24 protein-coding genes are annotated in these 22,219 nt (G+C 50.7%); 7 read left to right on the top strand and 17 right to left on the bottom strand.

Annotated elements, in window-relative coordinates:
- From pgmB to pspA, 13 genes are all read right to left on the bottom strand, one after another.
- Complete coding sequence (gene pgmB / locus M4I31_RS10940; RefSeq protein WP_038640899.1) at positions 1 to 669, bottom strand: beta-phosphoglucomutase; 669 nt, start codon at positions 667 to 669, stop codon at positions 1 to 3.
- Positions 666 to 2,942 (bottom strand): glycoside hydrolase family 65 protein, encoded by a 2,277-nt coding sequence (locus M4I31_RS10935; RefSeq protein WP_139815558.1) that lies wholly within the window; start codon positions 2,940 to 2,942, stop codon positions 666 to 668. Before M4I31_RS10935 ends, pgmB begins: the two co-directional genes overlap by 4 nt.
- Positions 2,939 to 3,994, bottom strand: coding sequence for a Gfo/Idh/MocA family protein (locus M4I31_RS10930; RefSeq protein WP_085048115.1), 1,056 nt, complete (start codon positions 3,992 to 3,994; stop codon positions 2,939 to 2,941). Before M4I31_RS10930 ends, M4I31_RS10935 begins: the two co-directional genes overlap by 4 nt.
- Before the next feature lie 10 nt (positions 3,995 to 4,004).
- A complete protein-coding gene (locus tag M4I31_RS10925) occupies positions 4,005 to 4,793 on the bottom strand; it encodes a sugar phosphate isomerase/epimerase (protein ID WP_038640905.1) in 789 nt (262 codons plus the stop codon).
- Between the two features lie 16 nt (positions 4,794 to 4,809).
- Positions 4,810 to 5,862, bottom strand: a complete 1,053-nt coding sequence (locus M4I31_RS10920; RefSeq protein WP_250856870.1) for a zinc-binding alcohol dehydrogenase — start codon at positions 5,860 to 5,862, stop codon at positions 4,810 to 4,812.
- Positions 5,863 to 5,889: 27 nt separating this feature from the next.
- The gene (locus M4I31_RS10915) at positions 5,890 to 6,732 is read right to left on the bottom strand and encodes a carbohydrate ABC transporter permease (RefSeq protein ID WP_003020474.1); all 843 of its coding nucleotides are present in this window, start codon (positions 6,730 to 6,732) and stop codon (positions 5,890 to 5,892) included.
- Positions 6,719 to 7,600 carry a carbohydrate ABC transporter permease gene (locus tag M4I31_RS10910; protein ID WP_038643191.1) on the bottom strand — a complete coding sequence of 294 codons (882 nt, stop codon included), beginning with the start codon at positions 7,598 to 7,600 and terminating at the stop codon, positions 6,719 to 6,721. The genes M4I31_RS10915 and M4I31_RS10910 overlap by 14 nt, the downstream gene beginning before the upstream one ends.
- 20 nt (positions 7,601 to 7,620) lie before the next feature.
- Entirely contained in the window at positions 7,621 to 8,913 is a 1,293-nt protein-coding gene (locus tag M4I31_RS10905) for an ABC transporter substrate-binding protein (protein ID WP_085048114.1), read from the bottom strand.
- A 13-nt stretch (positions 8,914 to 8,926) separates the two neighbouring features.
- Positions 8,927 to 10,609 (bottom strand): sugar phosphorylase, encoded by a 1,683-nt coding sequence (locus M4I31_RS10900; protein ID WP_176281251.1) that lies wholly within the window; start codon positions 10,607 to 10,609, stop codon positions 8,927 to 8,929.
- 191 nt (positions 10,610 to 10,800) lie between these two features.
- Complete coding sequence (gene pspD, locus M4I31_RS10895; protein ID WP_038640914.1) at positions 10,801 to 11,031, bottom strand: phage shock protein PspD; 231 nt, start codon at positions 11,029 to 11,031, stop codon at positions 10,801 to 10,803.
- A 14-nt stretch (positions 11,032 to 11,045) separates the two neighbouring features.
- Positions 11,046 to 11,405: an envelope stress response membrane protein PspC gene (pspC, locus tag M4I31_RS10890; RefSeq protein WP_004193243.1), complete on the bottom strand. Its 360-nt coding sequence runs from the start codon at positions 11,403 to 11,405 to the stop codon at positions 11,046 to 11,048.
- Entirely contained in the window at positions 11,405 to 11,629 is a 225-nt protein-coding gene (gene pspB / locus M4I31_RS10885) for an envelope stress response membrane protein PspB (RefSeq protein WP_038640917.1), read from the bottom strand. Before pspB ends, pspC begins: the two co-directional genes overlap by 1 nt.
- A 54-nt stretch (positions 11,630 to 11,683) precedes the next feature.
- A complete protein-coding gene (gene pspA / locus M4I31_RS10880) occupies positions 11,684 to 12,352 on the bottom strand; it encodes a phage shock protein PspA (RefSeq protein ID WP_085048112.1) in 669 nt (222 codons plus the stop codon).
- A 155-nt stretch (positions 12,353 to 12,507) separates the two neighbouring features.
- Between pspA and pspF the strand changes: the two genes are divergently transcribed.
- Positions 12,508 to 13,497 (top strand): phage shock protein operon transcriptional activator, encoded by a 990-nt coding sequence (pspF, locus tag M4I31_RS10875; RefSeq protein ID WP_165353568.1) that lies wholly within the window; start codon positions 12,508 to 12,510, stop codon positions 13,495 to 13,497.
- Positions 13,498 to 13,579: 82 nt separating this feature from the next.
- Positions 13,580 to 14,224 carry a quinolone resistance pentapeptide repeat protein QnrB12 gene (locus M4I31_RS10870; protein ID WP_038640920.1) on the top strand — a complete coding sequence of 215 codons (645 nt, stop codon included), beginning with the start codon at positions 13,580 to 13,582 and terminating at the stop codon, positions 14,222 to 14,224.
- Positions 14,225 to 14,319: 95 nt separating this feature from the next.
- On the opposite strand, the gene M4I31_RS10865 is transcribed toward M4I31_RS10870, so the two are convergent.
- The 4 genes from M4I31_RS10865 to M4I31_RS10850 all read right to left on the bottom strand — a co-directional run bounded on the left by M4I31_RS10865 (position 14,320) and on the right by M4I31_RS10850 (position 16,890).
- A complete protein-coding gene (locus tag M4I31_RS10865; protein ID WP_085048111.1) occupies positions 14,320 to 15,228 on the bottom strand; it encodes an SDR family oxidoreductase in 909 nt (302 codons plus the stop codon).
- A gap of 176 nt (positions 15,229 to 15,404) precedes the next feature.
- A complete protein-coding gene (locus M4I31_RS10860) occupies positions 15,405 to 15,920 on the bottom strand; it encodes a 2-oxo-tetronate isomerase (protein WP_233638400.1) in 516 nt (171 codons plus the stop codon).
- Positions 15,921 to 15,930: 10 nt separating this feature from the next.
- Entirely contained in the window at positions 15,931 to 16,377 is a 447-nt protein-coding gene (locus M4I31_RS10855) for a DUF421 domain-containing protein (RefSeq protein ID WP_038640925.1), read from the bottom strand.
- Positions 16,378 to 16,386: 9 nt separating this feature from the next.
- The gene (locus tag M4I31_RS10850; RefSeq protein WP_085048109.1) at positions 16,387 to 16,890 is read right to left on the bottom strand and encodes a hypothetical protein; all 504 of its coding nucleotides are present in this window, start codon (positions 16,888 to 16,890) and stop codon (positions 16,387 to 16,389) included.
- 131 nt (positions 16,891 to 17,021) lie between these two features.
- On the opposite strand from M4I31_RS10850, the gene M4I31_RS10845 reads away from it, so the two are divergent.
- The 5 genes from M4I31_RS10845 to sapD all read left to right on the top strand — a co-directional run bounded on the left by M4I31_RS10845 (position 17,022) and on the right by sapD (position 22,218).
- Positions 17,022 to 17,414: a YdeI family stress tolerance OB fold protein gene (locus M4I31_RS10845; protein WP_085048108.1), complete on the top strand. Its 393-nt coding sequence runs from the start codon at positions 17,022 to 17,024 to the stop codon at positions 17,412 to 17,414.
- Positions 17,415 to 17,743: 329 nt separating this feature from the next.
- Complete coding sequence (gene sapA / locus M4I31_RS10840) at positions 17,744 to 19,387, top strand: ABC transporter substrate-binding protein SapA (protein ID WP_038640931.1); 1,644 nt, start codon at positions 17,744 to 17,746, stop codon at positions 19,385 to 19,387.
- Positions 19,384 to 20,349: a peptide ABC transporter permease SapB gene (gene sapB, locus M4I31_RS10835; RefSeq protein WP_038640933.1), complete on the top strand. Its 966-nt coding sequence runs from the start codon at positions 19,384 to 19,386 to the stop codon at positions 20,347 to 20,349. The genes sapA and sapB overlap by 4 nt, the downstream gene beginning before the upstream one ends.
- A complete protein-coding gene (gene sapC / locus M4I31_RS10830) occupies positions 20,336 to 21,226 on the top strand; it encodes a peptide ABC transporter permease SapC (RefSeq protein ID WP_016156640.1) in 891 nt (296 codons plus the stop codon). The genes sapB and sapC overlap by 14 nt, the downstream gene beginning before the upstream one ends.
- Positions 21,226 to 22,218, top strand: coding sequence for a peptide ABC transporter ATP-binding protein SapD (gene sapD / locus M4I31_RS10825; RefSeq protein ID WP_003020556.1), 993 nt, complete (start codon positions 21,226 to 21,228; stop codon positions 22,216 to 22,218). Before sapC ends, sapD begins: the two co-directional genes overlap by 1 nt.
- Position 22,219 lies beyond the last annotated feature (1 nt).

The following is a 22,219-nucleotide window of genomic DNA, read 5'->3' as shown; positions in this document are numbered from 1 at the left end:
TTACTTGTCGTGTTGCCAGAAAGCCGATAAGCACGGCCACGTCAGAAATTCGGTTGAAGGGAGCTGCAAGTTTGCCCCGTTCAGCCCCGTACCGATGCCAACAGAGCGCATGCCGCAGGCGTTGATCGCATCAACGCCTGCTTGAGCATCTTCTATGCCAATGCACTGCTGCGGGTCAACGCCAAGACCCGCACAGGCAGCCAGAAAAATCTCCGGATCCGGTTTAGAACGGGTAATCAGCGCCGCATCCGCACAAAAGTCAAAACAAGCGCTAAGATCAAGCGCCTGTAAAATAGTGGGCGCATTGAGCGACACTGAGGCTAGCCCCACCGGAATCCGCTCTTCCCGTAATGTCATTAACAGTTCGCGAATCCCCGGCAATACCGAGTTAACCGTTAACTGGCGCAAAGAATGGACATACAGACGATTTTTTCTCTCAGCCAATTGTGCGCAAGTCTCGGGAGTAAACTCCCCCGCCTTTCCGCCGTGGTGCAAAATACGCTGCAGTGACTCGCCACGACTAATCCCTTTCAGGCTGTCATTAAATGCTTCGTCGATCGCAATCCCTATTTCGTCGGCTACCTGCCGCCACGCCAGGAAATGCAGATGCGCGGTATCGGTAATCACGCCATCCAAATCAAAAATGATGGCCTGTGGTTTGAGTATCATTCATCGTCCTTTTTTGTGGTAGCGGTCCCATAAATAGACGTAATAATACCGTCATAGGTAATCGCTGACGTCCCCTGGACGGCGATCTTTTCGCCATTAACCCACAAGGTAATACGCTCAGTGCTGCTAATGCGGCTCTCTGCTTTATTGATAGTGACCTGCATATCAACGCCCTGCCAACGCAGTGGGAAAGAGAGAGTTTGCCAATGGTCAGGCAATGCAGGGGCAAGATGTAACTCCCCGTGGCGAACATTCACGCCAGCAAATCCCTGAATTGCGCCCAGCCAGATGGCCCCCGTCGCCGCAGCGTGGATACCGTCATCACAGCTATGTGGATCGTCTCCGAGATCGATAAGCGATCCTTCACGCCACAAGCGATACCCCTGCTCTGAATCCCCACAACGCGCAGCCACAATCCCATGGATAGCCTTACTCAAAGACGAGTCATGAATGGTGCGCGGCTCGTAAAACCGCAGGTTCGCCAGACAGGTTTGCGGGTTGAATTGCTCCGGCAGCATATAGGTCAGCATCACCACATCGGCCTGTTTGAGAATTTGCATCTCATTGATCTCTGCGCGGGAGTAATCGAGCAAAATCGTCTGCTTGCCCGCTTTCGCTTTGTAACTGGACAGATCGATAACCGGTTTGCTCAGGAAGGTGTCGTCCTGAGGTAACACGCCATCAGACAACGCTTCCGGTCGCCACAGATGGCGTAAAAAATGCTCAGCACGGTGAATAAAGGTCTCATCGCTACAGCCCAGGCGACGCGCAAAACCGAGCGCCTGCTCCACGTTGTACCAGGCCATGTAGTTGGTGAACGCATTGTTGTTCACATGCTCTGTGTATTCATCCGGGCCAATTACATTGTGGATCTCTAAACGGTCATTAACCATGACGGCTCTGCTGATCCAGAACTTCGCTGTTTCCAGAAGCAGCGTAATACCTTCACGGGACATAAAGTTCATATCCCCGGTGGCATGCCAGTAATTGATTACCGCCCAGGCTATATCCGCCACAAGATGATGCTCAGCCTGTGCGGAGGCCACTTTCTGCCGTAGCCCGGTACGGATGTTGATCGCCGCGAATTCAGGCGTCTCCTCCTCACCGCTGCGCGCGCTCTCCCAGGGAAACAGCGCCCCCTGCCAACCATTGCGGCGGGCTTTCTCACGTGCGCCCGACAAATTATGCCAGCGGTAACGTAATAAACTTCTTGCGGTTTTCGGCTCGGTGAAGAGATGGAACGGTAACAGAAACACCTCGGTATCCCAGAAAACGTGACCTTTATACCCTTCGCCTGTCAGACCTTTCGCCGCAATACTGCTGCGCTCATCGTGATCTGGCGTCATTACACGCAAATGATAGAGCGCATAATCCAGCGCTCGCTGATCGCTCATATCATTACTGGTGACCTGAACGCGACGGCTTTGCCACCAGGCATGCCAGTTAGCGGTCGACTCCGCCAGCAGCGCATCGTATCCCTGCTGGGCGCACGCTTCCAGATTACGTAGCGACTGGCGTGCCCAGGTTTCCAGCGACAGGCTGCGCTCGCTCGCCCAGTCTATCCAGCTAATTTTCGTCAGCGTAACGCGTTGTCCGGTTTTCGCCTGCACGCTATTGTGTTGTAACAACCGACGTTCTTTGGCGGTGAAGCAGCGCTGCGCCGCACCGTCTACGTCGCAAAACGTCGCGATCGCGATATCGTTGCGATTGTCCTGGGTGGTGTAAATGCCTTGCAGCAGATGCTGACCAAATACCCGGACCTGCGTTTCATCCAGATGCTGACGTCCATGATTGGTGATCGTGGCATCAATCCCGGTTGAGATGCCAATGCTCGCATCACCATCCAGCGGGGTAACGGCAACTTCCATAGCAAACAGCGGCAGTTTTTGCGCCGAGACAAACCGCCGACTCTCAATAGCAAAACGTGCGCCGCCGGGCGCTCGCCAGACCAGGGTACGGCGTAATTCTCCGCTGGCAAAATCCAGTTCACGATGCCAGCGCTCAATCACGCCGCTGGTTAGTGAGAAAATCTCGCCATTAAGCGCGATCTCCACGCCCACCACATCAGGCAGATTAACCAGTTCATTAATCTCACCTTTCCCCGCCCGGTGATACAGTCCCGCCAAATACATGCCGCGAGTTTGTAAGGTGTAGGCTTCTTCGTGGCTGGCGCGAATCCCCATATAGCCGTTGCCAAGCGTCATCAGCGACGCATATTTGTTGAGGCTGTGTGGGCAAAAAGCCGGTTCGGTTAGCATTACTGGCTTCGTCATAAGTCTACATATGTTCCTGTTTCAGCCGATTCATACAGTGCGGCAACCAGTTGTTGAATAACGACGCCCTGCTCTGCGTCCGCAATAGCGACAGGCTCGCCCTGAACGTGATTCACGAAGGCCTCCATGCTGCGAAAATGACGATTGTCATCGGCTATTTCGCGCTGGAACAGCACATCCAGCGTCCCGTCACGATCGGTATAGACCTGCGCCGGAAATAAGGTCGCCCCGGCAAGATCGCCGCAGAAATTGACGTTCATAATCGATTGTTCAGGAATATTCAGCGCGAAAGAGGTCTCAAGACGCAGGATCCCACCGTTATGAAATTCGATCGTGCCGAACAGAGAATCCTCAACGGTGTATGTCTCGGGATCCCATGCCCCGAACTGGCCGCTGCTCTTACGTGTGCCAATACGCTGATAGCTGTGCGCGTTAACACGCTTTACCGCCGGGAAGCCCAACACATACATCGCGGCATCAAGCATATGGATACCGATATCAATCAGCGGCCCACCGCCCTGCAGTTCCTTGTTGGTAAAAACACCCCAGCCGGGTACGCCGCAGCGACGCAAAGCGCGGACATTAGTGACATAGATTTCGCCCAGCGCGCCTGTCATCACCTGTTCGCGAAGCAACTGGGTATCCAGTGCGAAACGATGGTGAAAATCATATGCCAGTACTTTTCCCATCCGCCGCGCCGTTTTACACATCTCCAGCGCCTCGTCTGGCGTCATGGCCGGGGGCTTTTCGCACATCACATGGCAGCCAGCGTTCAGCGCCAACATGGTGTGTTCATAATGAAAACGATTGGGCGAACAGATGCTGACGATATCTGGCTTTGCTTCGCGTAACATCGTCTGCGGATCGTCCCAAACCTGCGGATTACCGTATTTCTCTGCCAGCACCTGCGCCTGTGACAGGCGGCTGTCACAGACAGCCACCAGTTCCAGATCGTTGCGGGTGCAGTAGTACGAAGCATGAACTTTATCCGCTACCTGCCCGGCGCCGATAATGGCGACACGTAGCGGAGCGCTTGTCAGTGCACTTTTCACGGATATCCTCTTAGCAGGTACGCAGCCAGGCCAGCGACTGACGGTATGCTTCCGGCAGGTTCTCCGCCCGTACCCGTCCTTCATACACTACGTAACCCTGATAATTATCTTCACGCAGTTGGTCAAACAGCGCAGAGAAATCCAGCGTACCGCTCCCCGGCTGATAACGATGGTTATCCGCAATATGCACGTGACCCAGCAGATCGCGATTATCGTGCAGCGCCTGCGCCATATCGTCTTCTTCGATATTCATGTGGTAAAAATCACCAATGATTTGCACATGCTTCAGGTTGTTTTCCACGATATAGCGGCGAGCATCCGCCAGGGTGTTGATCATATGATCCTGATAGCGATTGAGCGGCTCGAGATACACCACCGTGCCCGTACGTTCAGCGACTTTATCGAGATAAATCAATGAATCACTGACGGCTTTACGATCACCTTCCAGGCTACGCGGAGAGGTCATCGGCGGTAGGCGGAAGGTAAACATGCCCCAGGCGGCAGGGACAATAATCCCTTGCCCGCCGACTTCGGCCAGCGCTTCAAGAATGCGGGTGATCTGCTGTAAACCATTCAAACGACGTTCTTCGATAAAATCACCGATCCAACCGTCATAGCCCCCGCAGGCGGTGGTCACGGGCAGACCTGTTTCTTTGATCGCCGCTTTCACTTCCTCAAGATTGTTGACCAGCAATTTGCCGTCAATTTCAAAACCATCAAAACCCATCTCTTTGATATAACGGAATTTCTCGAGAATATTTTCCGGGAAAAAAGCCTGATTCTGTGTTCCGATTTTCATTTTCTGCATTCCTTAATTAAAACGTCACGCCCATTTTGATGCTTTGTTCCGGATGGCGATCGACATACTGCATATAGCTTTCCGGGCTGCTGGCGAAGGTAACTACCGGGTCGATAAGTTCTTCACAGTTCAGATAACCGTTCATCAACAGTTCCCAGCAGGTCTCCTCAATGCGCTTGCGATTCCAGCGCGGATAATCTGGATTTGGTTCACTGCAGGCGCGGGAGAAGACAATTTTGGCGTTGTTGAAATGCGCCTCACGGCCCAGGTTAAATCCTTCGGCAAAAGGCTTAGCGAAGGCGACATAGGAGATGGTGCCGCCATAGGCCAGCCCGCGTAACGCTGATTGCAGCGCATCCGCATAGCCGCTGGTTTCGATGATCACATCTGCGCCCTGTTTGCCGGTCAGCTTTTTAATTTCCATGCCCACGTCAGTGCCAATCGGGTCCAGACAGAAATCAGCCCCATGGCGACGCGCGATATCACAACGATGGGCAATCGGATCCACGCCAATCACCACTGACGCTCCCGCTTTCTTAGCCAGTTGCACGGCGATCTGGCCAATTGCCCCTAACCCGACGATGACCACAAAGTCACCGACGCGCACATTGGCATCACGCACACCGCTCATAGCGAACTGTGCAGGGTCATAGCACACGGCATTTTTCCACGAACTCCCTTCCGGCATTTTGCGCAGTTTGTAGTTGTTCACGGCATTAAAGATGACCGTTTCTGCCAGTGGACCATATCCGCAGACAGAGTCGCCGACAGCGTAATCGGTCACATCGCTACCACACTCAATGACATCGCCCACCACCATGTTGCCAAGCTGGAACTTACCGAACTCGATTCCGCGCGGCGCCCCTTCCGGACGCGGCATAAACATTTGCCATTCGCCGTTAAAATCTTCATCAATAAACGGACTGGCAGCGCGGAAATCGACTACTTCAGTGCCATGTTTGGGTGCGCCAAAACGTACGCGGATTTTCACTTCATTGGCGGATACCGCTCTGTCTTCATATTCCACCAGCGCTGCAACACGCGGTTCGGTGGCAACTAACTTCTTCATTTACAACTCCTTAATTAAACTGGCCGCTTAGCCTTTCACGCCGCCTGCGGTCAAACCACTCTTAATAAAACGTTCGGAAAGCGCATACATAATGACCACCGGCAATGCGGTAACCAACGATGCGGCCATCATGCGTCCCCAGATATAGTCAGGCGTACTGAACAGCGCGTTCAGACCGACCGGTAAGGTAAAATTGCTGGCGCTGGAGAGGAAAATCGAGGCAAACAGATAGTCATTCCACGCGACCATAAAGCAGTACACAAAGACCGAAACCAGACCAGACATCGCCAACGGCACGGTGATGCGAAAGATAATTTGCAGACGATTCAAACCATCCATCATCGCGGCTTCTTCAATCTCATCCGGAATGGTGTCGAAATAGCTTTTCAGCATGAACACGGCTGTCGGCAGCGTTTGGGTCACCATGGTGATAATCAACGCCATTTCGGTGTCATAAATGCCGAGCGCCGTAATGATTTTGAACAACGGCACCACCAGCAAAATTCCCGAGAACATGTACACCGTGTAAAAGCTGGCGTTGATGGTCATCCGTCCCTTAAAACGCAGGCGGGAAAGCGCATACGCCCCAAGCACGCCGAGAAACACCGCCACCACCGATGAAGTGACCGATACCACCAGGCTATTACGGAAGTAGTCAACAAATGGGAAGATCATCGGGTTAAAGATGTCGATGTAATGTTCCAGCGTCCATTGCTGAGGTAACAGCGTGGGATGCAGCGAAATCGCCTCTTTTGCGCTTTTAAATGAGGTCATCAGCATCACAAAAAACGGAAATAACGTGATACCGAGGAAGACAATTAATCCACAGTAAAAGCCGATGCGGCCAAGCGTGCGCTTATTTGTTGCCATTGAGGTTCACCCGTTTTCTGGTCAGCAGGATAACAGCGAAAATGATGACGAAGAGGACGACAGAAATAGCAGCCGCTTTACCCAGGTCATTGAATGCAAACGCCGTTTTATAGAGATAGACCCCGAGAATATCGACTTTGGTGGTCAGCAGATAAACATCGGCGAACATATAGAACATCCAGATCGTACGCAGCGTGACTACGGTCGCCAGCACCGGCATGATCGCTGGCAGCGTGACGATACGAAACCGTTGCCAGGCGTTCGCGCCATCCATTTCCGCCGCCTCATACAACGATTTATCAATAGTCTGCAAAATCGCCAGAAATGAGATAAAGGCATACGGGAAGTAGCGCCAGATGGCGAAAAGTACAACCAGTGCGAAGCTGCTGCCGGGATTGTCGAACCACAGCGGCGCCTGATCGTACAGATGCAGCAGATCCACGCCGAGGTAGTTCACAATGCCGTAGCCGTTGTTGAACATGTATTTCCAGGCAAACACCAGCGAAATTGATGGCGTTACGTAAGAGAGGATCACCAGCGAGCGCGCCGTTTTCCGCAGACGAAACTCACGGTTAAAAAACATCGCCACTCCCAGTCCCAGCACCGTGCTCCCGGCAACAACCAGCGCGGTATACCAGACCGTCATCCACAGCGAATGCCAGAATCCGGGATCGGTTAAGATACGGATATAGTTGCTCAAGCCGACAAATGTTGACTCAATTTGTGGATTAAGCGGCAGACGCATAAAGCTGATTTCGATGTTAGATATCATCGGCCATGCGACTAAACCACCCAGCAAGAGCAAGCTGGGCGCCAGCAGCAGCATGGCAAATGGCATATCCGATCGACCTGAGAAGAACTTATTCATCACGGCTTTCCATTTCCCCATTAGCGCTGTTCAACAAGGTCATCCAGTTTGGTCTGGCTTGCCTTCATCGTCGTTGAAAGATCGGCTTTTCCTACCGTGACGTTGTGCACCATGGTGCTTATGACACCGGAACCCGTAACGTCGCCCATGCGGGTAAAGTTCTTATCGCCGACTGCGCCAAACACCTGAATATTCGGCAGTTCGGCAATCAGTTGATCGGGTAATTCACCCAGTGCTTTAATAACGGGGTTATCTTTCCACGTTGCGGTATTCACCACTGCTTTATTGACCGGGAGCGCAGCGCCAGGGGACATCATCACCCAGTCAGCAATGTTGTCGGCCTGCTCCATAAAGGTGACAAATTTTTCTGCGGCTTCTGTCTCTTCGGTTTTTTGACCTGCGGTTATGGTCAGCGATGTCAACATGCCGTAGACGGCAGACGTTTTTTCCGTCGGAACCATAAAACCAACATTTTTAGGATCCCCCTCCTTAATCACCGCCGGGAGGATATAGGTGGAATAAATAGCCATCGGCGCAGTGCCGTTCATGAAAGCGTCTTTGACCTCCATGATGTCGTTAGATCCCGGCATGGTATTCATCGCAAGCTGGCGGTAATACTGCAACGCCTGGGCCATCTCCGGCGTGTCGAGCGTGATCTTTCCCTGCGCATCGAAAACGTTAGCCTGGTTAGAGAGCGCGAATTGAGAGAAGGACTGTTCGGTCAATACGCTTTCCGCCGTGGGTAGCGCAATACCATATTTTTTACTGCCCGGATCGTTTAACTTCTGCGCCACTTCGAGCAGTTGCTGCCAGTCTTTCGGCTCTTCCAGCCCTGCTTTTGCCAGTGCATCTTTGCGATACCAGACCCCGCCAATCCAGGCGCTAACCGGTACCCCGGTCCATGCAGAGCCATCTTCGGTACGCACAATACGCAGTACGCCATCATAAAACGCGTCTTCACCCACACCGTTGATGACCTGCGCCACCGCTTTGCGATCGATAAGCGATTCTTTGTCCATGACTTTCGCGTAGTCATGGCTGGTTTCAATGACTTCAGGAAGTGAACCGCTACGTGCGAGGGTAATCACTTTGGTGTTGTAAGCATCCTCTTCAACAGGAACCTGTTTGACGCTGATACCGGGGTTCTCTTTTTCAAAGCGCTCAATCAGTTTGGCAATAACCGCCTGCCGCTCCTGTTCTACAGAAGAGTGCATAAATTCAATCGCGACAGAGGATTTTTTATCATCCTTACACCCGGTAACCAGGGCGCAGGACACCAGTGCTGAAATCAGCACAATTTTAGCTTTAAGCATGGAATGTTCCTTTTTATTTCTTAATCCACATAACCTGCCAGGCGTGTAACGTTAATTCCTTACCCGAAATACTTTCTTCGCTAATCAAATCAAATCCATTTTCAATATCAATATTAATGGTTTGTGTCTGAGCGCTGATATTAAATAAACCAGTAATTTCTTCGCCTGTTTCTGCCGTACGTTTAATTTGCATAACGGCCGGTGTAACACTGTTAATCTTAAAATCACTATCAGGATGAAATGCTTTGTTATTACGCCGCAGAACAATTAATCGGGATAACTCATGGTAAATGGCGTGACGCAAACAAGTTTCATCGGCCAGTTCCGTTTCTATTTGTCTTATATGATATTTTTTACGGTTGATCGCCCGGTTATAACCCAGTTTTTCCACACCTTCATAGTCATTGCGCGATCCGAGGATACTTTGAATATAAATCGCTGGCACACCAGGAAAACTCAGCAAAATGGCATGGGCAAGTATAAAGCGGGAAAATCTTTCAGCATCACTGCTATTACCCGGCGTTAACGCATCCATATAGGTTACGTTAATTTCATACGGGCTTCGGCTACCATCAGGATTATTCTTCCAGTTAACCAGGGCGCCTTCCTGTTGTAATTCCGTCACCAGTCGCATGATTTCATCTTCAGGTAACAGGCCCCGTAACGGGTTGAGGCCAATTCCGTCATGCGATGCGAGGAAATTAAACCATGTGGTCTCAGTCGATGGCAGTTCCAGTGATTGCGCCCACTGACACAATGTCGTTGTATCCTGGCGTTGCACCGCATGCAGCACCAACGGCGGCAGCGAGAACTGGTACACCATGTGCGCCTCATCGCGGCCATTACCGTAATAGGAAATGTTATCCTTATGCGGAACGTTCGTTTCAGTAATAATCGCCGTACCAGGTGCCGCGCAGTCAGCAATAGCGCGGAACAGTTTGATAAGCTGATGCGTTTTTTCCAGGTGAATACAGGTTGTCCCTGGCTCTTTCCACATAAAACCAACCGCATCCAGGCGGACATAATCAGCGCCCTGCTCCAGGTAACTCAGCAGTACATCGACCATCGCCAGTAATACCAATGGATTGGCATAGTTGAGATCGATCTGGTCGTCGCTGAATGTCGTCCAGAGATGACGCACAGTATTATCTTTCAGCGTAAACGGGGTCAGTAACGGTAATGCACGTGGGCGCGTGACGTTGCTCAGGTCCGTATCAGGATCCATCGCAATAAAGAATTCTTCATAACCGTCAAGCTGTTGCAAATAGTTATTAAACCATTCGCTTTTAGCTGACATATGGTTACAAACAAAATCAAACATCAGTCGACTGGATTCAGCTAATTGCTTAATATCATTCCAGTCACCGGTTTCTTCGGCAACCTGATAGTAATTAATTACTGAAAAACCATCATCCGATGACCACGGATAAAATGGCAACAGATGCACATGAGAAAATATCGACTTAAGCCATTCATTATAAAACTGATTAAACGTTGGCAGCGGTTTTTTATCTTCCGCGTAAAATTGATCGGCGTAGGTGATCAGAACGACATCACCTTCATCCCAATGCGCTTTACGGTTTTTTTTAATTAATTTTTGTGATTTTTCTAAACGCGCAACCAGCGCTTCATAGTGAAGTGAAGAAAATGTGTCGCCATAGACTTCACTCAGACATTTTTGGATTTTTTGGTTCACCTTCATTTCTCGTGGTAGCGGTCCCATAACGCAAGAGACTACTCTGCCGGAAATAAGCTGTCAATCAGCTGAGGTGGCCTGGAGAGGGGTTATAAAAGAATTTTGGCAGCCAAAAAATCGTATTTGTGAGCTGCCGCAAATTAACTGAGGGAATGTTGATTAATTGTTGCTTGCTTTTGTTGTTTCGGATATCAGGGTTGATTACCTGAATAGCGTTTCGACAATTTTGTCGCTGCCCGGCTCAACAAAGGTTCAAGTACTAACGCCAGCAACATTTTTAGCGGACGTCGGGCCACGGACTTCACGGCCCACCCTGCTACTCCAGCCGGGCCATAGCGCAGCGCAGTCAACAGCACCAGCTTACCTGCTATTTTAAAGCCTGGCTTTACCTTTTGCCCGGCACGTTGCCAGCGATTATTCATTTTTAACCTCACAATTACAATTGGCGGAAGCGACTGCGTAATGTGAAGGTATCAGATGTCACATAACGCTCCATCTCACGCAAACGCTTTTCACTTGCAGCCAGCTCACGATCGACAGCATCCAACAACTCACCGCTTGATGGCTGCTGTTCTCCGGAAACCACGTTGTCCGGCATCGGATCCAACACAAACGTCAGTACGATGTAGGCGACAAAGGTGAAAAAGGCCAGACCAAAAAAGATGGACAGCACCACCAGGATCCGCACCAGTTTCACAGGAACATCGAGATAATGCGCAATACCCGCGCAAACCCCTTTCACCATGCCTTGCTGCGGTATACGCCACAGTTTTTTGTTCAGATTAACGCCCCCCATTAGCGGTCCCTCCAGTTTGGATGTTCAGCATCAAGGATGTCTTCCAGCGCTTGAATGCGCTCACGCATCCGCTGTGCGTCCTGGTTAAGTTCAGCCAGACGCTGTTGTTCACTTTGCGCCAGCTCGCCGCGACTGGAACGATTGCTGTAATGCAGCCAGAGCCAAATCGGTAAGACGAACAGCACAAAGATGGTTAACGGGATGGCCAGAAATAGCGCGCTCATGAGTACTCCTTACAGGTGATGAGCGGCGGCGCGTTCGGGCACCGCCAGATATTATTATTGCTTGTCTTGCTGCATTTTGGCTTTCAATTGCGCCAACTGCTCGCTGATTTCATCATCTGCTTTCAGGTCAGCAAATTGCTGATCCAAAGACTTCTGCTTACCGAAGTTATGGCTTTCAGCTTCAGCTTCCATTTGATCGATACGGCGCTCAAAAGATTCAAAGCGCGCCATCGCTTCATCCAGTTTGCCGCTGTCCAGTTGACGACGAACATCACGGGAAGAGCTGGCCGCCTGATGGCGCAGCATCAACGCCTGCTGGCGAGCACGGGTTTCACTAAGTTTGTTTTCCAGTTCACCAATCTCTTTTTTCATGCGCACCAGCGTATCGTCAACCAGCGTTACCTCATGCTCCAGGGAGGCAATCAGGTCAGTCAGTTTCTGTTTTTCGATTAACGCAGAACGCGCCAAATCTTCTTTCTCTTTGCGCAGCGCCAGCTCTGCTTTTTCCTGCCACTCTGCCTGTTGGGCGCTGGCCTGTTCGATACGACGCGATAACTGTTTCTTTTCTGCCAGCGCGCGTGCGGAGTTTGAGCGCACTTCAACCAGCGTGTCTTCCATTTCCTGGATCATCAACCGCACCAGCTTCTGTGGATCTTCAGCCTTTTCCAGCAACGCATTAATGTTGGCGTTCACGATGTCGGCAAAACGAGAAAAAATACCCATAATGTAATCCTCACTTACTGTTCTGATATCGGGCAATGCCCTGCTGCTGTTCTAATGCACTTCGCATGCCAACTTTTTAATCTCTTGAATTACTTGAAAATATCCAATTTTACCTGCCGGGATAAATAGGGTAAATTGGTGAATAACACTAACAAATGGTGAATTTCATCATGGCAGGATACAAAGATAATCTTCTGGGCGAAGCGAACAGCTTTATTGAAGTTCTGGAGCAGGTTTCTCATCTCGCGCCGCTGGATAAACCTGTGCTGGTCATTGGGGAACGCGGTACGGGGAAAGAGCTTATCGCCAACCGCCTGCACTATCTCTCCACCCGCTGGCAAGGCCCGTTTATTTCACTTAACTGTGCGGCGCTAAACGAAAATTTACTCGATTCCGAACTTTTTGGTCACGAAGCTGGCGCCTTTACTGGCGCGCAGAAACGTCATCCGGGTCGTTTCGAGCGCGCCGATGGCGGCACGCTATTTCTTGATGAACTGGCGACCGCCCCGATGCTGGTACAGGAAAAACTGCTGCGCGTTATTGAGTACGGAGAACTGGAACGCGTCGGCGGTAGCCAGCCGTTGCAGGTCAACGTACGACTGGTTTGCGCAACCAATGCCGACCTGCCGCGCATGGTAAGTGAAGGCACGTTCCGCGCGGACCTGCTGGATCGTCTGGCTTTTGATGTGGTGCAACTCCCACCGTTACGCGAACGTCAAAGCGATATCATGCTAATGGCTGAACATTTTGCCATTCAGATGTGCCGTGAGATCGGGTTACCGTTGTTTCCAGGGTTCACCGACGAGGCCAAAGAAACGCTCCTCCACTACCGTTGGCCGGGCAATATTCGTGAGCTGAAAAACGTCGTGGAGCGTTCGGTTTACCGACACGGGACCAGCGATTACCCGCTGAATGAGATTGTGATTGACCCGTTCAGGCGTCACACCACACCGCCGCAGGCGCAGGAAACCAGACCTGCATCCGTAACCTTACCGCTGGATCTGCGTGAATTCCAACAGCAGCAGGAGAAGGAATTTTTGCAAAGCAGCTTACAGCAGGCGAAATTTAATCAGAAAAAAGCCGCTGAATTATTAGGTCTGACCTACCATCAGCTCCGTGCGTTACTCAAGAAACACCAAATTTAGCGTACAGGGGCAGACGTTGGACGCGAGGGTTAAAACAGTTTACCATGATGCAATCACTGTATAAAAAAACAGGTTAATCATGATGACTCTGGCGTTAGTTGGCGAAAAAATTGACAGAAACAGATTCACTGGTGCGAAAGTTGAAAATAGCACATTTTTCAACTGTGATTTTTCGGGTGCCGACCTCAGCGGCACTGAGTTTATTGGCTGCCAGTTCTATGATCGAGAAAGCCAGAAAGGGTGTAATTTTAGTCGCGCTATCCTGAAAGATGCCATTTTCAAAAGTTGTGATCTCTCCATGGCGGATTTCAGGAATGTGAGCGCGCTGGGAATCGAAATTCGCCACTGCCGCGCACAAGGTTCAGATTTTCGCGGCGCAAGCTTTATGAATATGATTACCACACGCACCTGGTTTTGTAGCGCCTATATCACCAATACCAACTTAAGCTACGCCAACTTTTCAAAAGTCGTACTGGAAAAGTGCGAGCTGTGGGAAAACCGTTGGATGGGTACTCAGGTACTGGGGGCGACGTTCAGTGGTTCAGATCTTTCCGGCGGTGAGTTTTCGTCGTTCGACTGGCGGGCCGCAAACTTTACGCACTGTGATTTGACCAATTCAGAACTGGGCGATCTCGATGTCCGGGGTGTTGATTTGCAAGGCGTCAAACTGGACAGCTACCAGGCATCGTTGATCCTGGAACGTCTTGGCATCGCTGTCATTGGTTAATATTCAGGGAGCGGTGCCTGCCGCCCCCTGCCCTTAAACAATATTGTCCGCGCTGGCTTTCCCCCGCGGACGTTTCGACTCAGCGAACATAGACGTCAGAGAGTTCCGGTCCCCCCGTCAGAACACCATACCTGACCGGATGTATAGCTGTTCTCTTCAGCCGCTAAAGTGACATACAGAGGGGCAATTTCTACCGGTTGGCCTGGCCGACCGAGCGGCGCATTTGCGCCAAATTTCTCAATTTTTTCCTGTGGCTGGCCGCCGCAACACTGCAATACCGTCCAGTACGGTCCAGGCGCGACAGCATTCACACGGATCCCTTTGGGTGCCAGTTGCTTTGCCAGCGATTTAGTAAATGCCACTATCGCCGCCTTGGTCTGAGCATAATCAAGCAGGATCTCACTTGGCTCATAAGCCTGTACCGACGAGGTGTTAATAATCACGCTGTCTCGTGAGAAATGAGGAACAGCCGCTTTGGTGATCCAAAACATGGCGTAGACATTGGTCTTGAATGTCGCATCAAACTCTTCTGTGGTGAGGTCTTCGATCGATTCGCAAAATTGCTGACGACCGGCGTTATTCACCAGAATATCCAACCCTCCCAGCGCTTCTACCGCCTGTTTTACCAGATGGTTACAGAAAGTTTCGTCACGAATATCACCGGGAATCGCCGCGACTTTTCTCCCTGCTTTTTTTATCAATTCGACAACCTCACGCGCATCGTCCTCTTCTTCAGGTAAATAATTAATCGCGACATCGGCGCCTTCGCGGGCATAAGCAATGGCAACAGCACGCCCAATACCTGAGTCACCTCCGGTAATTAATACCTTGCGACCATTTAACCTGCCGCTTCCCTGATAGCTTTCTTCGCCATGATCGGGACGCGGTTGCATTTTTCCAGCCAGACCCGGAAAAGGTTGTTTTTGATGTGGAAAAGGCGGCTGCGGAAAACGTTTTGAATTAGTTTTATTGGTGGTCTGTTTTCCTTTATTTAGGTCAGTCATTCAATCACCTCTCATGAGTCATCATTCATCGCAAAGACTAATAAGCGTAGAACAAAATGAATGACATGACCTTTATAATTTACCCACAACTTAATTTTTGCCAAATATTAACCTGGTCCTTACGATGATAACTTCACATTGCGTTGAGATATTTACTCGGATAAGTCCTGGTTTATTTATTTGTTCTTCCAGGCTGAAACTTCTTCAACCAATACCGCCAGGCTAAAACGTACCGCCTTTTCTATAACGTCCTGGCAATCCCCGGAAAAATATTCCCGTTTTGTTATTATCCGCCCGCGGAAATTCCACGCAAACCACACCGTTCCTGCAGGAGTACCATCCTCCCCACCCTCCGGCCCCGCATATCCGCTAATGGCTATGCTGATGTCGGTTTCGGCTTGCTCACGTATCCCTGCAGACATCTCACTGACCGTTTGCTCACTAACGGCGCTATATTTCTCCAGCGTACTGGCCCGCACGCCGAGCATTTTCTGCTTGGCGCGATCGCTAAAGGTTATAACGCCGATATCATAAAATTCTGCGGTATCCGCCTGTGCACAAAGCGCGGCGGCCAAGTTTCCTCCTGTACAAGATTCTGCGGTAGTCAACGTTAAACCGCGATCAATAAGCGTTTTTGCAACCCGTTTCGTCAGTTCATTGCGTGTTTTTGCGTCATTGTACTCCGTGTTCATTACCGCCTCGCTAATTCTCTTCAGGAATGACAGAAATATGTCCGTTACGTTCCAGAATGGCATACTTGATTTTACTGGATTCGGTAATCCCCTGATTTTGCCGCGCAGCGACTAATATATCGTCAAGAGAAACATCCACTTTCTTCATTTTATCCAATAAAGGGATCCCGTGATCAAGCAGGATAACCGGAGAGCCATCCAGTACAGATTCTGCCCCACCTACCTTTTTCTTAATGAAACCAAACAGAATATCAATAGTAACCAGTGTGACAATCGTGATCATGGCGCCGGTTAGCGAAAAATCATTACCCAATAAGGCTTGCTGAGTTGCTTCACTGATAATCAGTAATAAAATCAGATCGAAGCTGGTCATTTGTAACAATGCCCGGCGACCGGCTATTTTGAAAACCACCAGCAAAATAAGGTAAATGGCTAATGCCCGGAAGACCATCTCCATACCCACCTCCTAAGGATAAATAAATTGTCTGAAGCGGATTTCAGGTTCGCCATTTAGCTGGAGAAAACTCATTACACTTCCTGGCTTCACGGGCGTAACCTGCAGCCAGACAGTAAAATCCTGCGTTGCTTCAGAATCATTGTAGACAAGGTAAAGATGATTACCCTTGCTGTACATGCTGTCTGGCTGCGGCCAAATATTTTCCATCTCATAAAAGTTGTTGAAATCGCCGCCAATGCGCAACGTCATGTTCACAGAATCATGCTTCTGTGCCGAGATTTTAAATTTAAATTCCGTTTGCAAACGACCAAATTTTTCGAATTGTAACTCTGTTGTCTTTAAGGTGTTTTTTCTCGTTACCTCACTTAAATACCCGCCGGAAAACGCTCCCGCAGTAGCAAGTAATACAATGCAGAGCAAACAGATAAAACCAATCTTGTGAAAGCCTGATTCAAAATTCAGAAAACGCTGACTCTCTTTCACTCCTTGCAAATGGGCTTTCTCTCTGTTCATTTCACCGCCTCGCTTATATCACACCAATCCTTTGTTTTATTGAAAAATTATCATTTGAGACTTATCCCACTCGCCAGATTAATAAATAGCAACCAAACTTAATAAGTCAAATCAATTTCTATGGAGGCTCTATGAAAATATCTTTCGCCCCCTTACTGTGTTGTTTTTTATTGCCATCAGCGTTTGCCGATGATAATGGTGGATTGAAAAAAGATACCGCCCCGCCACCTGCCCACGCACTGGATGAAGGATATCGCGGCACTGAAGATGCAAGAATCATGGCCGTCCAACAAGCTAAAACTATGCATGACGGAGCGACTATCTCTTTACGGGGTAATCTCATTGAGGATCAAGGAGGAGATAAGTTTATCTTCCGTGACAAAACCGGCACGATCAATACGCTTATTCCGCTTGCCGTCTTTGATGGCCGAACGGTAAAACCCGATCAAATGATCAGGATTAACGGTAGCCTTGACGCTAAAATGCAACCGCCGGTGGTACGCGTTAATAAAATCCAGAAGTAATTCGACATACGGGAAGATATTCACTCTTCCCGCCTCATTCTTGTTTATTTTCCTCTGATTCTGCAGACATTCCTCCCACACAACAGACTCATTTTTCCCGTCAGACACCTCCCGCCATTGAATCCGGCGTTTAAGCGAGTCAGAGGTGCCATGAAAATGCTAAGATAGCTAATACAGGATATGCAAAGTGGATAGCAGGTATGAATTTTGACCAACTGGCGATGTTGAATTCGCGGTTATCAACCCTGCAGCCCCCAAACACAAACGGTAATGGCAAATGTCATTAAGTATTAGTAAGATAGCTTCTTTATATATAACCCTTTAAAATTATGCGCCTGGTTTTATCATCTCTGATCGTGATGGCTGGACTTCTGAGTGGTCAGGCTGCAGCTGCGCCTGAGCAGGCCTCGTACGCTGATATTCGTGACAGTGGCTTTGTCTATTGCGTCAGCGGGCAGGTCAATACGTTCAATCCGCAAAAAGCGAGCAGCGGTCTCATCGTAGACACATTAGCGGCCCAATTGTATGACCGACTGCTTGATGTCGATCCCTATACTTATCGTCTGGTGCCAGAACTGGCTGAAAGCTGGGAAGTATTGGATAACGGCGCAACCTACCGCTTCCATTTACGTCGCGATGTTCCGTTTCAAAAGACAGCCTGGTTCACGCCCACCCGCAAACTGAATGCGGACGATGTGGTATTTACCTTCGAGCGCATCTTTGATCGCCAACATCCGTGGCACAATATCAATGGCAGCAGTTTTCCCTATTTTGACAGCCTGCAGTTCGCCGATAACGTCCAAAGCGTGCGCAAGCTGGACAACAACACCGTTGAATTTCGCTTAAATCAACCCGACGCCTCCTTCTTGTGGCACCTTGCCACACATTATGCCTCGGTGATGTCGGCAGAATATGCCGCCAAATTAGCCAAACAGGATCGCCAGGAATTACTTGACCGACAGCCCGTCGGCACAGGTCCGTACCAACTTTCAGAAAATCGTGCAGGCCAATATATTCGCCTGCAACGGCATGAAAAATTCTGGCGAGGTACCCCCTTGATGCCCCAAGTCGTGGTGGATCTCGGCTCTGGCGGAACCGGCCGTTTATCGAAATTGCTGACCGGCGAGTGCGACGTGCTGGCCTGGCCGGCTGCCAGCCAGCTCAGCATATTGCGTGATGATCCTCGACTGCGTTTGACGTTGCGTCCTGGGATGAATATCGCCTATCTGGCGTTCAACACGGATAAACCGCCGTTGAACAACCCTGCCGTACGACATGCGCTAGCGCTGGCCATTAACAACCAACGGTTAATGCAATCTATTTACTACGGTACGGCGGAAACCGCGGCATCTATTTTGCCTCGCGCCTCGTGGGCTTATGACAACGAAGCTAAAATTACTGAGTACAACCCGGCAAAATCGCGCGAGCAGTTAAAAGCGCTGGGGCTGGAAAATCTGACATTACAACTTTGGGTCCCCACCAGTTCTCAGGCCTGGAACCCAAGCCCGCTGAAAACCGCAGAACTGATTCAGGCTGATATGGCTCAGGTGGGTGTGAAAGTGAAGATCATCCCGGTAGAAGGTCGTTTTCAGGAGGCGCGATTAATGGATATGAACCATGATCTGACGTTGTCCGGCTGGGCAACTGACAGTAACGATCCTGACAGCTTTTTCCGACCAATGCTCAGTTGTGCCGCCATTAACTCACAGACCAACTTTGCCCACTGGTGCAATCCGGAGTTTGACAGCATTTTGCGCAAAGCCCTCTCTTCGCAACAACTCTCCTCGCGAATTGATGCCTACGACGAAGCGCAAAATATTCTCGCGCGCGAGTTGCCGATCCTGCCGCTGGCCTCTTCGCTTCGTTTGCAGGCTTATCGCTATGACATCAAAGGGTTGGTGCTCAGCCCGTTCGGCAACGCTTCTTTTGCCGGGGTTTCCAGGGAAAAGGCTGACGAGGTGAAAAAACCATGATTATCTTCACCCTGCGCCGTTTTTTATTACTGCTGGTCACCCTGTTCTTCCTGACTTTTATTGGGTTCAGCCTGAGTTACTTCACACCTCATGCGCCGTTACAGGGCGCATCGCTGTGGAACGCCTGGGTATTCTGGTTCAATGGCCTGATTCACTGGGATTTTGGTGTGTCCAGTATTAACGGCCAGTTGATCTCAGAACAACTCAAAGAGGTGTTTCCGGCGACGATGGAGCTGTGCATTCTGGCCTTTGGTTTTGCACTGATGGTCGGGATCCCGATAGGCATGTTAGCGGGCATAACACGTAATAAATGGCAGGACCGTTGCATCAGCGCATTGGCTCTGATGGGCTTTTCTATTCCGGTTTTTTGGCTGGCGCTGCTGCTGACGTTGCTCTTCTCACTGACCCTCGGCTGGCTGCCCGTTTCCGGACGTTTTGATCTGCTCTACGAAGTTAAGCCCGTTACCGGATTTGCCATTATCGACGCCTGGATCGCCGACTCGCCCTGGCGCGATGAAATGCTGGTCAGTGCGATCCGCCATATGGTGCTTCCGGTGTTAACGCTCTCGGTTGCACCGACGACGGAAGTTATTCGTTTGATGCGTATCAGCACCATTGAGGTCTTTGATCAAAACTATGTTAAAGCGGCGGCTACTCGTGGTTTGTCACGGTTAACGATTTTACGCCGTCACGTACTGCACAACGCTCTGCCACCGGTTATCCCGCGCCTGGGGTTACAGTTTTCCACCATGCTGACGCTGGCGATGATCACCGAGATGGTCTTTAGCTGGCCAGGTCTTGGCCGTTGGCTGATTAACGCGATTCGCCAGCAGGATTACGCGGCGATTTCGGCGGGTGTGATGGTGATAGGCTCACTGGTTATCATCGTTAACGTCATCTCTGATATTTTGGGTGCTATGGCTAACCCTCTGAAACATAAGGAATGGTATGCCTTACGATAGCGTCTACAGCGAAAAGCGCCCGCCTGGTACGCTGCGCACCGCATGGCGCAATTTTTACGGCGATGCAACCGCAATGATCGGCCTGTATGGCTGTGCGGGACTGGCGATTCTGTGTATTTTTGGTGGTTGGTTCGCGCCTTACGGCATCGACCAGCAGTTTCTCGGCTATCAGCTTTTACCGCCGTCATGGTCGCGCTATGGCGAAGTCTCTTTCTTCCTCGGAACTGATGACTTGGGGCGTGATGTTTTAAGCCGCCTGCTCAGCGGTGCGGCCCCAACCGTGGGAGGTGCGTTTGTCGTTACTCTCGCCGCCACGCTGTGTGGCTTGTTACTGGGGGTGGTTGCCGGAGCAACGCACGGTTTGCGTTCCGCGGTGCTGAATCACATTCTGGACACTCTGCTGTCGATCCCTTCACTGTTGCTGGCGATTATTGTTGTGGCTTTTGCCGGTCCGCATCTGACTCACGCGATGTTTGCCGTCTGGCTGGCGCTGCTGCCGCGGATGGTTCGTTCCGTCTACAGCATGGTGCATGACGAGCTGGAAAAAGAGTATGTTATTGCCGCTCGCCTTGATGGCGCAACCACGCTCAATATTCTGTGGTTCGCCGTTCTGCCCAATATTACCGCCGGGCTTATCACTGAAATTACCCGTGCGCTGTCGATGGCGATTCTGGATATCGCCGCGCTGGGTTTTCTTGACCTTGGCGCGCAGTTGCCATCACCGGAATGGGGAGCCATGCTCGGCGACGCGCTGGAGCTGATTTATGTCGCACCGTGGACAGTGATGCTGCCAGGCGCGGCGATCATGATAAGCGTGCTGCTGGTTAACCTGCTGGGTGATGGCGTGCGCCGCGCAATTATTGCGGGGGTGGAATAATGCCATTACTCGATATCCGCAACCTGACCATTGAATTCAGAACCGGCGACGACTGGGTAAAAGCGGTTGACCGTGTCAGCATGACCCTCAATGAGGGGGAAATCCGCGGACTGGTCGGCGAGTCCGGCTCCGGCAAGAGCCTGATCGCCAAGGCTATTTGCGGCGTCGCCAAGGATAACTGGCGCGTAACCGCAGACCGTATGCGCTTTGATGACATCGATCTCCTGCGCCTTTCCGCGCGTGAACGACGCAAGCTGGTCGGTCATAACGTTTCCATGATCTTTCAGGAACCGCAATCGTGTCTTGACCCGTCCGAGCGTATTGGACGACAGCTGATGCAAAATATTCCAGCCTGGACCTATAAGGGGCGCTGGTGGCAGCGCATCGGCTGGCGCAAACGCCGGGCGATTGAGCTTTTGCACCGCGTCGGGATAAAAGATCATAAAGATGCCATGCGCAGCTTCCCGTATGAACTGACCGACGGCGAGTGTCAGAAGGTAATGATCGCTATTGCACTGGCGAATCAGCCGCGCTTGCTGATTGCCGATGAACCGACGAACGCGATGGAGCCAACGACCCAGGCGCAAATATTTCGCCTGCTGACCCGGCTGAACCAAAACAGTAATACTACCATTTTGTTGATCAGCCATGACCTGCAAATGCTCAGCCAGTGGGCGGACAAAATCAACGTAATGTATTGCGGACAAACGGTGGAAACGGCGCCCAGTAAAGATCTGGTGACGATTCCACATCATCCTTATACGCAAGCGTTGATCCGCGCCATTCCTGATTTTGGTAGCGCGATGCCGCATAAAAGTCGTCTGAATACCATGCCAGGAGCGATTCCATTGCTGGAACAATTACCCATCGGCTGCCGTCTGGGGCCGCGCTGCCCTTATGCTCAGCGTGAATGTATTGAAACCCCACGACTGACCGGAGCGAAGAATCATCTCTACGCCTGTCATTTCCCGCTGAACATGGAGAGAGAGTGAG

The organism is Citrobacter sp. XT1-2-2, assembly GCF_023516235.1.
GTDB lineage: Bacteria > Pseudomonadota > Gammaproteobacteria > Enterobacterales > Enterobacteriaceae > Citrobacter > Citrobacter werkmanii.
This window is presented reverse-complemented; position numbering and strand designations above follow the sequence as displayed.

Excerpts from the sequence above, each read along its gene's own strand:
- pgmB (WP_038640899.1), bottom strand. The coding sequence starts at position 669 with ATGATACTCAAACCACAGGCCATCATTTTTGATTTGGATGGCGTGATT.
- M4I31_RS10935 (WP_139815558.1), bottom strand. The coding sequence starts at position 2,942 with ATGACGAAGCCAGTAATGCTAACCGAACCGGCTTTTTGCCCACACAGC.
- M4I31_RS10925 (WP_038640905.1), bottom strand. The coding sequence starts at position 4,793 with ATGAAAATCGGAACACAGAATCAGGCTTTTTTCCCGGAAAATATTCTC.
- M4I31_RS10920 (WP_250856870.1), bottom strand. The coding sequence starts at position 5,862 with ATGAAGAAGTTAGTTGCCACCGAACCGCGTGTTGCAGCGCTGGTGGAA.
- M4I31_RS10915 (WP_003020474.1), bottom strand. The coding sequence starts at position 6,732 with ATGGCAACAAATAAGCGCACGCTTGGCCGCATCGGCTTTTACTGTGGA.
- M4I31_RS10910 (WP_038643191.1), bottom strand. The coding sequence starts at position 7,600 with ATGAATAAGTTCTTCTCAGGTCGATCGGATATGCCATTTGCCATGCTG.
- M4I31_RS10905 (WP_085048114.1), bottom strand. The coding sequence starts at position 8,913 with ATGCTTAAAGCTAAAATTGTGCTGATTTCAGCACTGGTGTCCTGCGCC.
- pspD (WP_038640914.1), bottom strand. The coding sequence starts at position 11,031 with ATGAATAATCGCTGGCAACGTGCCGGGCAAAAGGTAAAGCCAGGCTTT.
- pspC (WP_004193243.1), bottom strand. The coding sequence starts at position 11,405 with ATGGGGGGCGTTAATCTGAACAAAAAACTGTGGCGTATACCGCAGCAA.
- pspB (WP_038640917.1), bottom strand. The coding sequence starts at position 11,629 with ATGAGCGCGCTATTTCTGGCCATCCCGTTAACCATCTTTGTGCTGTTC.
- pspA (WP_085048112.1), bottom strand. The coding sequence starts at position 12,352 with ATGGGTATTTTTTCTCGTTTTGCCGACATCGTGAACGCCAACATTAAT.
- pspF (WP_165353568.1), top strand. The coding sequence starts at position 12,508 with ATGGTGAATTTCATCATGGCAGGATACAAAGATAATCTTCTGGGCGAA.
- M4I31_RS10870 (WP_038640920.1), top strand. The coding sequence starts at position 13,580 with ATGACTCTGGCGTTAGTTGGCGAAAAAATTGACAGAAACAGATTCACT.
- M4I31_RS10865 (WP_085048111.1), bottom strand. The coding sequence starts at position 15,228 with ATGACTGACCTAAATAAAGGAAAACAGACCACCAATAAAACTAATTCA.
- M4I31_RS10860 (WP_233638400.1), bottom strand. The coding sequence starts at position 15,920 with ATGAACACGGAGTACAATGACGCAAAAACACGCAATGAACTGACGAAA.
- M4I31_RS10855 (WP_038640925.1), bottom strand. The coding sequence starts at position 16,377 with ATGGAGATGGTCTTCCGGGCATTAGCCATTTACCTTATTTTGCTGGTG.
- M4I31_RS10850 (WP_085048109.1), bottom strand. The coding sequence starts at position 16,890 with ATGAACAGAGAGAAAGCCCATTTGCAAGGAGTGAAAGAGAGTCAGCGT.
- M4I31_RS10845 (WP_085048108.1), top strand. The coding sequence starts at position 17,022 with ATGAAAATATCTTTCGCCCCCTTACTGTGTTGTTTTTTATTGCCATCA.
- sapA (WP_038640931.1), top strand. The coding sequence starts at position 17,744 with ATGCGCCTGGTTTTATCATCTCTGATCGTGATGGCTGGACTTCTGAGT.
- sapB (WP_038640933.1), top strand. The coding sequence starts at position 19,384 with ATGATTATCTTCACCCTGCGCCGTTTTTTATTACTGCTGGTCACCCTG.
- sapC (WP_016156640.1), top strand. The coding sequence starts at position 20,336 with ATGCCTTACGATAGCGTCTACAGCGAAAAGCGCCCGCCTGGTACGCTG.
- sapD (WP_003020556.1), top strand. The coding sequence starts at position 21,226 with ATGCCATTACTCGATATCCGCAACCTGACCATTGAATTCAGAACCGGC.